General features: G+C 71.5%; 11 protein-coding genes. 2 read left to right on the top strand and 9 right to left on the bottom strand.

Translation table 11 applies throughout. The features are described 5' to 3' along the window. Positions 1 to 153 precede the first annotated feature (153 nt). A complete protein-coding gene (gene tyrS, locus Aut01nite_RS42860; RefSeq protein WP_083999768.1) occupies positions 154 to 1,410 on the bottom strand; it encodes a tyrosine--tRNA ligase in 1,257 nt (418 codons plus the stop codon). A 59-nt stretch (positions 1,411 to 1,469) separates the two neighbouring features. Between tyrS and Aut01nite_RS42855 the strand changes: the two genes are divergently transcribed. Both Aut01nite_RS42855 and Aut01nite_RS42850 read left to right on the top strand, forming a co-directional pair. Continuing rightward, entirely contained in the window at positions 1,470 to 2,243 is a 774-nt protein-coding gene (locus Aut01nite_RS42855) for a polyphosphate kinase 2 family protein (protein ID WP_043530695.1), read from the top strand. Between the two features lie 36 nt (positions 2,244 to 2,279). Continuing rightward, positions 2,280 to 2,819 (top strand): hypothetical protein, encoded by a 540-nt coding sequence (locus Aut01nite_RS42850; protein WP_043530697.1) that lies wholly within the window; start codon positions 2,280 to 2,282, stop codon positions 2,817 to 2,819. Here Aut01nite_RS42850 and ptsP read toward each other — a convergent pair. From ptsP to Aut01nite_RS42810, 8 genes are all read right to left on the bottom strand, one after another. Next, positions 2,812 to 4,455, bottom strand: coding sequence for a phosphoenolpyruvate--protein phosphotransferase (gene ptsP / locus Aut01nite_RS42845; protein WP_043530699.1), 1,644 nt, complete (start codon positions 4,453 to 4,455; stop codon positions 2,812 to 2,814). The two genes, Aut01nite_RS42850 and ptsP, sit on opposite strands and share 8 nt — an antisense overlap. After that, entirely contained in the window at positions 4,448 to 4,723 is a 276-nt protein-coding gene (locus Aut01nite_RS42840; RefSeq protein ID WP_043530701.1) for an HPr family phosphocarrier protein, read from the bottom strand. The genes ptsP and Aut01nite_RS42840 overlap by 8 nt, the downstream gene beginning before the upstream one ends. A 16-nt stretch (positions 4,724 to 4,739) precedes the next feature. Beyond that, the gene (locus Aut01nite_RS42835; protein WP_043530703.1) at positions 4,740 to 5,780 is read right to left on the bottom strand and encodes a zinc-dependent dehydrogenase; all 1,041 of its coding nucleotides are present in this window, start codon (positions 5,778 to 5,780) and stop codon (positions 4,740 to 4,742) included. Further along, positions 5,777 to 6,223, bottom strand: a complete 447-nt coding sequence (locus Aut01nite_RS42830; RefSeq protein ID WP_043530705.1) for a PTS mannitol transporter subunit IIA — start codon at positions 6,221 to 6,223, stop codon at positions 5,777 to 5,779. The genes Aut01nite_RS42835 and Aut01nite_RS42830 overlap by 4 nt, the downstream gene beginning before the upstream one ends. After that, positions 6,216 to 6,524: a PTS sugar transporter subunit IIBC family protein gene (locus Aut01nite_RS42825; protein WP_043530707.1), complete on the bottom strand. Its 309-nt coding sequence runs from the start codon at positions 6,522 to 6,524 to the stop codon at positions 6,216 to 6,218. Before Aut01nite_RS42825 ends, Aut01nite_RS42830 begins: the two co-directional genes overlap by 8 nt. 15 nt (positions 6,525 to 6,539) lie before the next feature. Beyond that, entirely contained in the window at positions 6,540 to 7,715 is a 1,176-nt protein-coding gene (gene mtlA, locus Aut01nite_RS42820; protein WP_043530710.1) for a mannitol-specific PTS transporter subunit IIC, read from the bottom strand. 217 nt (positions 7,716 to 7,932) lie between these two features. Further along, positions 7,933 to 8,871, bottom strand: a complete 939-nt coding sequence (pfkB, locus tag Aut01nite_RS42815; RefSeq protein ID WP_043530714.1) for a 1-phosphofructokinase — start codon at positions 8,869 to 8,871, stop codon at positions 7,933 to 7,935. Between the two features lie 26 nt (positions 8,872 to 8,897). Then, positions 8,898 to 9,659, bottom strand: coding sequence for a DeoR/GlpR family DNA-binding transcription regulator (locus Aut01nite_RS42810; protein WP_043530712.1), 762 nt, complete (start codon positions 9,657 to 9,659; stop codon positions 8,898 to 8,900). Positions 9,660 to 9,841: the final 182 nt, after the last annotated feature.

Below are 9,841 nucleotides of genomic sequence, written 5' to 3'. Positions count from 1 at the left end.
CCAACATTACCCGCCCCTCCCCGCAACACCAAATCGGGGTGGCGCGGTCCCGATCACACTGATTCACCCGCAGGAAACCTCAGGTCAGCGCACCGGCCACAGACGGCGAGACCCCGGCCGCCCTGCGGGCGGCCGGGGTCTCCCAAGCTCGGGTCAGGGCACGAGGTCGACGCCGGCGAAGGTGCGCTTGCCCCGCCGCAGGACCAGGAACCGGCCGTGCAGCAGCGCGGACCGCGGGATCACGGCCTCACCGTCGGTGATCCGCTCGTTGTTCAGGTACGCCCCGCCTTCGCTGATGGTGCGGCGTGCCTCGTTCGCCGACGCCACCAGCCCCGCCTCCTTCAGCAGGGCGCCCACGGCCGGGAGCTCACCGCGTACCTCCAGGAGGCCCGTCTCGGAAAGGGCGGACCGCAACGTCTCCGCGGACAGCTCGTCCAGCGAACCCCGCCCGAAGAGGGCCTGGCTGGCGGCGACCGCCTGCCGGGCGTCCTCGGCGCTGTGCACCAGGGTGGTGAGCTCCTCGGCGAGTGCCCGCTGCGCGAGTCGGGCCTGCGGCCGTTCGGCGGTCGCCTTCGCCAGCTCCTCGAGTTCCTCGCGGGACTTGAAGCTGAAGAACCGCAGGTACTGGTCGACGTCGCGGTCGTCGCTGTTGATCCAGAACTGGTAGAAGCTGTACGGCGAGGTCATCGCGGGGTCGAGCCAGACGGCGCCGCCCTCGGTCTTGCCGAACTTGGTGCCGTCGGCCTTGAGGACCAGCGGGGTGACGAAGGCGTGCACCGGTCCGGCGCCGCGGCGGCGGACGAAGTCGACGCCGGCGGTGATGTTGCCCCACTGGTCGGAGCCGCCGAACTGCAGCTCGCAGCCGTGCTGGACGTGCAGCTGGTAGAAGTCGTTGGACTGGAGCAACTGGTAGCTGAACTCGGTGAAGCTGATGCCGCTCTCCAGCCGGTTGCGCACGACGTCGCGGGCCAGCATCTTGTTGACCGGGAAGTGCTTGCCGACGTCCCGCAGGAAGTCGATCACCGAGGTGGGCCCGGTCCAGTCGAGGTTGTTGACCAGGGTCGCGGCGTTGTCACCGGTGTAGGTGACGAACGGAGACAGCTGGGTGCGGATGCGCTCGACCCAGCCCTGGACCACCTCGGGCGGGTTGAGGCTGCGCTCGCTGGACTCCCGGGGGTCGCCGATCTGGCCGGTGGCGCCGCCGACGAGCAGCAGCGGGCGGTGCCCGGCGAGCTGGAGGCGGCGGGCGGTGAGGACCTGCATGAGGTGACCGACGTGCAGCGAGGCGGCGGTCGGGTCGAAGCCGACATAGAACGTCAGCGAGCCGCCGTCGAGCTTCTTGCGGAGCTCGTCGGGGTCGGTCGAGTCCTGGATCAGTCCGCGCCACAGCAGGTCGTCTACGAGAGTCACCCCGAAATTGTCCCGCACCGGCGCATGCGCATCACACCGGGTTTGGTCATGCTGGGCGGATGGCTCATCTGGGTAGCGCGAATCCCCCGTTCGAGATCTCGAAGAAGAAGGCGGAGAACCGGCTGGAGGCCGCGCAGCAGCGGTTGTTGCGGTTGCGGCTGTTTCTGGGCGGTCAGATCGGGACGAAGCAGATCGGACCGGCGCTGTGCGTGCTCTTCGAGGGATGGGACGCGTCGGGCAAGGGTGGTGCGATCAAGCGCCTGGTGGCGCCGTTGGACCCCCGGCATGTACGGGTGGCGCAGTTCGCGGCCCCGACCTATGACGAGAAGCGGCACCATTTCCTGCAGCGGTTCTGGAACGTGCTGCCCGGCCACGGTGGCATGGCGGTGCTGGACCGGTCCTGGTACGGCCGGGTGCTGGTGGAGCGGGTCGAGGGCTTCGCGACCGGCAAGCAGTGGAAGCGGGCGTACGACGAGATCGCCGAGTTCGAGCGGACGCTGACCGCCGAGGGCATGATCCTGATCAAGTTCTGGATGCACGTCTCGGAGGCCGAGCAGCTGAAGCGGTTCGAGAGCCGGCGTGACGATCCGTTGCGGTCGTGGAAGCTGACCGAGGAGGACTGGCGCAACCGCAAGAAGCGGGCGGAGTACGAGGCCGCGGTCGAGGAGATGATCGACCGGACGGACCGGCCGCGGGCGCGCTGGCGGGTGGTGCCCGGCGACGACAAGCCGTACGCCCGGTTCGCCGTCGTGGAGCACGTGTGTCACGTGCTGGAGAAGAAGCTGGAAAAGCTCGGAGTGGATCTGGACGCGGCCGATCGCATGGCGTTTTAGCGCGATTCAGCGCAATTCGCCCTATATGGTAGCGGCATGACCATGAGCAGGAAGCATTTTTCCCGCCGGCTGCGCCGCGTCGGCCTGCTGGTCGGCCTCGCCGGGATCGCGGTGAGCACCGCCGGAGCCGCCTACGCGGCGCCGGAACCGACCGAACCGGCCGGCGCCACCGGCGCGACCGCGGCCCAGGTGACGTCCTTCGCCGTCGAGACGCCCGCCGACCGGGCCGGTTACCAGGCCGTCTCGGTCGCCGTCGAACGCACCCGCGGCCGTTACGAGACCTCGCTCTTCCAGGTGTCCGGCAACGGCCAGGCCACCGGGGAGGTGCTGCGCCTGGCCTCCAGCCCGGCCTTCCGCGCGCTGCGCCCCCGTTACGTGCCGCCGAACAGGTCCGGCAGATACCGGTACGAGGTGACGGCCCACTACCGCAACGGCAAGACCAAGCGGGTCGTCACCTACTCCGGCACGGCCGGCACGCCGGGGATCCTCCTCGACGTGATCCGCAAGGTGGAGACGCTGCCGACACCGACGTTCCCGCCGGGGTTCCCGTTCACCGGCGGGTTCCCCTTCAGCTGACCAGCTTGCGCGCCTCCACCGGGCCGTCGGCGGCCACGGCCAGCGCGGCCAGCCGCCGGCAGTCCGCCTCGGTGCGGGCCGCCAGCGACGCCCGGACCGCCGGGATCGCGCGGGGCGACATGGACAGGCTCGTCACGCCGAGCCCGGCCAGCACCGGGGCGAGCAGCGGGTCGGCGGCCGCCTCGCCGCACACCCCGACCGGTTTGCTCAAGTCCCGGCCGGCCTCCCCGCACACCCCGATGAGCTGTAGCAGCGCCGGCTGCCAGGGGTCCAGCAGGTCGGCCAGGTCACCGCACATGCGGTCGGCGGCGAACGTGTACTGACTCAGGTCGTTCGTGCCGATGCTCAGGAAGTCGACGGCGCGCAGCAGGTCGGCGGCGCGCAGCGCGGCGGCCGGGACCTCGATCATCACCCCGGCCGTCGGCAGGCCGGCGTCGTGCGCGGCGGCCACGAAACTCGTCGCCTCGGCGAGGGTCGACACCATCGGGGCCATCACCCAGACGTCGGCGCCGGTCTCCGCCCGGGCCTCGGCGATCGCGGCGAGCTGCGCGGTGAGGACGTGCGGGCGCTGCCGCGCCACGCGCAGGCCGCGGATGCCGAGGGCGGGATTGGGCTCACCGTGCTGGTGCAGGAACGGCAGCGGTTTGTCGGCGCCGGCATCGAGGGTACGGATGACGACCCGCCGGCCGGCCATCGCGGTGAACACCTCCCGGTACGCGGCGACCTGCTCGGCGTGGGACGGCTCCCCGGCCCGGTCGAGGAAGAGCAGCTCGGTACGGAACAGGCCGATCCCCTCGGCGTGCGCCTCGTCGGCGGCCGGGACGTTCTTCGCGGATCCGACGTTGGCCAGCAGTTTGACGGCGTACCCGTCGGAGGTCCGTCCCGGCCCGGTGAGGCCGGAGGCCGCGGCAGCCACCTCGGACGCCCGTCGCGTCGCGGCTCGTGCGATGTCCTCGTCGACGCCCGCCTCGACCCGCCCGGAACCGCCGTCCAGCAGCACGAACGTGCCGTCCGCCAGATCCAGCACGCCGGGGCAGGCGACCACCGCGGGCAGCCCGAGCGCACGGGCCAGGATCGCGGTGTGGCTGGTCGGCCCGCCCACCTCGGTGACCAGGCCGGCGACCTGCTCCGGGTCGAGGTCGGCGGTGTCCGCGGGCGCCAGGTCGCGGGCGGCCAGGATGTAGGGGTGGCCGGGCGCGGGGACGCCCGGCATCGGCAGGCCGAGCAGGACCGCGACCGCACGGTTCCGGAGATCGTCGAGGTCGGCGACGCGTTCGGCGAGATAGCCGCCGGCGGCGGCGAACACCTCCCGGAAGGCGGCGAACGCGCCGTCGATCGCATGCGGCGCGTCGTGGCCGGCCTCCACCAGCTCGCGTACGCCTTCCCGCAGTTCCTCGTCGTCGGCCATCAGCGCCTCGGCCCGCAGCACCTCGGCCACCGTGGCGTCGGCCGCCCGGTCGGCGCGCCGGCCGAGTTCGGCGACCACCTCGGCGAGCGCCGCCTCGGCCCGGGCGAACTCCGCCGCGGTGTCGGTGACCGGGCCGGGGGCGGGCAGCGCCGGGGCGCCGGCGAGCCGCAGCAGCGGCCCGGCGACCACCCCGGCGCACACCCCGATGCCGGTGAGCACCTCAGACATGGCCGGCGTCCAGGTCCGTGGCGAGCAGCTCGGCCAGGCTGTCCAGGGCCTCGTCGGCGCCGTCGCCCTCGGCCTCCAGGACGACCTCGGTGCCCTGCTTGGCGCCGAGGGCGAGCACCGACAGCATGCTCTTGGCCGGTACCGGCTTGCGGTCACCGACCCGGATGGTGACCTTGACGGGCGCTTTGGCCGCCGCCTCCACGAAGATCTTCGCGGGGCGGGCGTGCAAGCCGCTGGCGGAACCGACGGTCGCGGTGCGGGTGGGCATGACGGTCTCCTTCGGGTTACGGCTCGATCGTGACTTTGATGGCCTCGCCGCGGGCCACGATGCCGAAGGCGTCGATGGCGCTCTCCAGCGGCAGGCGGTGGGTGATCAGGTCGGCGACCGGCACCGCGCCGGAGGCGACCAGTTCCAGGGCCTCGGCGTTGTGCGCGGGGCTGGAGCCGTTGGCACCGACGATCATGAGTTCCCGGTAGTGGACCAGGTTGGAGTCGCAGGTGATGGTCGGGTCGTCCTTGGGCAGGCCGCCGAAGAAGCTGATCCGGCCCTGCCGGGCGGCCATCTGGATGGCCTGTTCCTGGGCCTTGCCGGAGGCGGCCGCGGTGATGATGACGTCGGCGCCCCGCCCGTCGGTCAGCTTCAGGATCTCCTCGACCGGGTCGGTCTCCCCGGCGCAGATCGCGGCGTCCGGCTTGACCAGTTCAGCGGCCATCTCCAGGCGCTGCCGGCTGAGCTCGACCAGGAAGACCCGGGCGGCGCCGCGGGCCCGGGCCAGCCGGACGTGCAGGCAGCCGATCGGGCCGGAGCCGATGACGACCACGTCGTCGCCGTCACCGACCCGGGCCAGGTTCTGCGCGTTGAGGGCGCACGCGAGGGGCTCGGCGACGGACGCCTCCGCGAACGAGACGCCGTCCGGGATCCGGTTCAGGCCGTCGACCTTGAGAACCTCCCGGGGCACCACCATGTACTGGGCGAAGCCGCCCTCGAAGTGGTAGCCCATCGAGACCTGGTTGGGGCAGATCGTCATCCGGCCGCGCCGGCACTCGGCGCACTCGCCGCACGGGATGGCCGCGATCACCTGCACCCGGTCGCCCGGCGCCCAGCCCTCGACGCCGTCGCCCACCTCGACGATCTCGCCGGCGATCTCGTGGCCCATCACCCGCGGCGGATGGATGTGGTGGTGGCCGAACTTGGAGATCTTCACGTCGGTGCCGCAGGTGGAACAGTTCCGGACCCGGATCTTGACCTCGCCGGGGCCGGCCTCGGGCTCCGGCGCGTCCTCGAAGCGGACGTCGCCGGGGGCGTGGAATCGCACGACCTTCATTGCTCTACTTCCTCCTGAATGCTCCCGAGCAACCGGATCACGGTGTCGGGGTCGGTGGCCTCGCGCAGTTCACGGGCCTGGTTCTCGTCCAGCAGCACTTCGGCGAGAGCGGCGAGCAGCTCGACGTGCCCGTCCCCCTTGGCGGCGATGGCCACGCAGACGGTGACCGGCTCGCCGTCCCAGTCGACGGTCTCCGGGAAGCGCAGCACCGCGAGGGCGTCGCGTTTCACCAGGTCCTTGCCGGCGAGGGTGCCGTGCGGGATGGCGACCCCCTCGCCGACGTAGGTGGAGATCGACTGCTCGCGGGCGAGCATCGCGTCGATGTAGCCGGGTTCGGCGGCGCCGATCTCCACCAGGACCTCGCCGCAGCGGCGGATCGCGCCGTCCCGGCCGTCCGTCTTCTCACCGAGCCGGACGGCCCGCCGGTCCAGCAGCTCAGACATCGAGGTCGGCGCCCTGCTGGATGGCCTTGACCACGCGGGTCACGGCCGGGTCGCCGAGGAACACCTGGAACGGCACGATCGGCTTGCCCGGCGCCACCGAGCGGGCCCGGGCGGCCAGTCCGCTGTGGCAGACCACCACGTCGGCGTCGGCCGGGATGTCGTTGACCGGGGTGTGCTCGACGGTGACGCCGCTCTTGCCGAGCTGCTTGCGCAGGGTGCTGGCGAGCATCACGCTGCTGCCCATGCCGGCGTCGCACGCGACGACCAGCTTGTGGATGTCCTTGCCGTTGATGGTTGCCATGACGGCCCTCCTGGTTTAGGCGTTCTCCCTGCGAACGTCCTCGGTGGATTCACGCTGAGCGGGGACGGCCGGGGACTGCTCCGCGACCGGCTCGTCCGCGACGGGCTCGTCCGCGGCGGCGGTCTCGCCGGGCTCCTGGTCGGACTTGAGCCTGCCGAAGCCGAGCAGCAGCGAGGCGACCCCGAAGGTGACCGCGGCGGCGACGATCACGCCGAGGAACATGCCGACGTGGCTGCCCTTGGCCGTGACGGCGGTGAAGGCGAAGATGCTGCCCGGCGCCGGCGAGGCGACGGTGCCCGCGCCGGTGACCATGAAGGTCGCGACGCCGGCCATGCCACCGGCGATCATCGCGAGGATCAGGCGGGGCTTCATCAGCACGTACGGGAAGTAGATCTCGTGGATGCCGCCGAAGAAGTGGATGATCATCGCGGCCGGGGTGGTGGGGCGCAGCGACCGCGGGCCGAAGAACAGGAACGCGGCGAGCAGGCCGAGACCGGGGCCGGGGTTCGACTCGATCATGAACAGGATCGACTTGCCGCTCTCCGCCACCTGCTGCACGCCGAGCGGGCTGAACACACCGTGGTTGATCGCGTTGTTCAGGAACAGCACCTTGGCCGGCTCGACGAGCACCGACACCAGCGGCATCAGGCTGTTGTCGAGCAGCCAGTCGACACCGTCGCCGGCCGCCTTGGTCAGCGCGTTGACGACCGGGCCGATGGCGAGCTTGCCGAGGATCGCGAAGCCGGCGCCGACGATGCCCGCCGAGAAGTTGTCCACCAGCATCTCGAAGCCGGGCCGGATCCGGCCCTCGATGGCGTTGTCGAAGAGCTTCAGGACGTACGCGGTGAGCGGCGCGATGATCATGGCGCCGAGGAACATCGGCACGTCCGCGCCGACGATGACACCCATGGTCGCGGTGGCGCCGACGACCGCGCCGCGCCGGCCGTGCACCATCCGGCCGCCGGTGTAGCCGATCAGCACCGGGAGCAGGTACTTGATCATCGGGTCGACCAGCTCGGCCAGGCTCGCGTTCGGCACCCAGCCGACCGGGATGAACATGGCGGTGATCAGGCCCCAGGCGATGATCGCCCCGATGTTGGGCATGACCATGCCGGCGAGGTAGCCACCGAGTCTCTGGACCCCGGCACGGAAGCCGGAGCCGCTGACCTCGGGTGTGAACGAGGAGGCCATGAGGGGATCTCCATTTCGAAAGGTGGAGAGTGAGGGATTTTTGGTCGTATATCCGGCGCTTACGAGATGCGGGTGTTCCATCCGGCTGGTCGTCGGTGCTGTCTCAGGCCGCTCGGGACAGCGCCGACGACCAGCCGGGGGTTCGCGGTGGTCGTCCGGCTGGTTTCTCAGCGCTGTCTCGGAGGGCCTGAGACAGCGCTGACGACCAGCCGGGGTCTCAGGAGTGGAGGGGGCGGGACGGGTCGGGATCGGGGGTGACGCTCACATGCGTACGGTCGAGGTCCGCCGGCCCCGGCATCCGGCTGCCCGGAAGGGAGACCGCGGCCGCACCCCAGGCCAGCCCTTCGGTGAGAGCGGCGGAGCCGCGCGCGCCGGCCGCGAGGAACCCGGCGAGCAGGGCGTCCCCGGCGCCCACCGTGCTGCGGGGCACGCTCACCGGGGAGACCCCGGCCAGCACGCCGTCCGCGTCGACCAGGACCGCGCCGTCGGCGCCGAGACTGGCCAGGACCGCGCCCGCGCCGGCCGCACGGAGCCGGTGACACGCCTCGATCACATCGCCGAGAGTGGCCGGTTCCCTGCCGACCGCCTCGGCCAGCTCCTCCCGGTTCGGCTTGACCAGGGCGGCCCCGGCGGCCACCCCGGCCAGCAGCGCCGCGCCGCTGCTGTCCACCGCGAGCCGGCTGCCCGAGCCGACCAGCCGCTCGCACAGTTCGGTGAAGGCGGCGATGCCCGGGCCCGGCGGGAGGCTGCCGCAGACGACCACCCAGTCGGCGGTGCTCGCCGCGTCCAGCACCGCCTTGCTGACCTGGGCGAACTCGGTGTCCGAGAGGGCCGGGCCGGCTTCGTTGATCTTCGTGACCGTGCCGTCCGGCTCGGCGAGGGTGATGTTGGAACGAGTCCGGCCGGCGATCGGCACCGCCAGCATGTCGACACCCTCGGCGTTGAGCAGGTCGACGAGCTGGTCGCCCTCGGCGCCGCCGGTCGGGACGACGGCGGTGGAGCGGATACCGTTGGCGAGCAGCGCTCGGGAGACGTTGACACCCTTGCCGCCGGGGTCGATGTGCGAGTCGGCGGCGCGCAGCACCTCGCCGCGGACCAGGACGTCGACCTCGAGCGCCCGGTCGACGCTGGGGTTGAGAGTGACCGTCAGGATCATGCCGTCGGGGTCGCCCGCCGGCGCGCTCACGCCTTCACCACCCGGACGCCGGTGGCCTCGACCTCGGCGGCCAGGTCGTGGTCCAGGCCGTTGTCGGTGATCAGCAGGTCCAGATCGGTGAGGGCGCCGAACTTCGCCAGATAGTCGTTGCCGATCTTGGTGTGGTCGGCGAGCAGCACCACCCGGCGGGCCGCGGCGATCATCGCCCGCTTGACCGCGGCCTCCGCCGGGTCCGGAGTGGTCATGCCCCGCTCGACGGTGCATCCGTTGGCGCCCATGAAGGCGACGTCGACGTACATGTCGGCGAGCGGCCGCAGCGCCCAGTCGTCCACCGTCGCCAGGGTCTTGCCGCGGACCCGGCCGCCGAGCAGGAGGACCGTCAGGTTGGGCTTGACGCCGAGGGCGGCGGCCAGCACCGGCGAGTTCACCACCACGGTCAGCTCCCGGTCGGCGGGGAGCAGCTGCGCGAGACGGGCCGTGGTGGTGCCGGCGTCCAGGATGATCGCCCCGTCCTCCGGGACCTCGGCCAGCGCCGCCTTGGCGATCCGCTCCTTCTCGCTGATCAGCACGGCGTCCCGGGTGGCCAGCGCGGGCTCGAAGCCGAGCCGCTCGACCGGGATCGCGCCGCCGTGCACCCGCCGCAGCACACCCGAGCGCTCCAGCACCGTCAGGTCACGGCGGATCGTCTCGGCCGTCACCCCGAAGGTCTCGGCCAGCGCCACGACGTCGGCCCGGCCCTCGGCACGGGCCCGTCGCACTATCTCCTGCTGGCGTTCCTCCGCGTACATCCCTGCTCACCGCCCGGCTCGTTTTGGCTTTGTCTTTGTTTACGCCCGCTTCTGCCCGAACGCAATATGTCAAAGAGATTTCGGTCTCCTTACCGGCGGAATTTTTGGCGAGCCGACGCGACTAATCAGGACAAAAATGTGTAAATACGGATGCCCGGTTGTGTGATTTTGGCGGCGGTCTC

This window comes from Actinoplanes utahensis (genome assembly GCF_016862455.1).
Lineage (GTDB): Bacteria > Actinomycetota > Actinomycetes > Mycobacteriales > Micromonosporaceae > Actinoplanes > Actinoplanes utahensis.
Note: the sequence above shows the minus strand (reverse complement) of the source record. Positions and strands in the feature narration are given on the sequence as shown.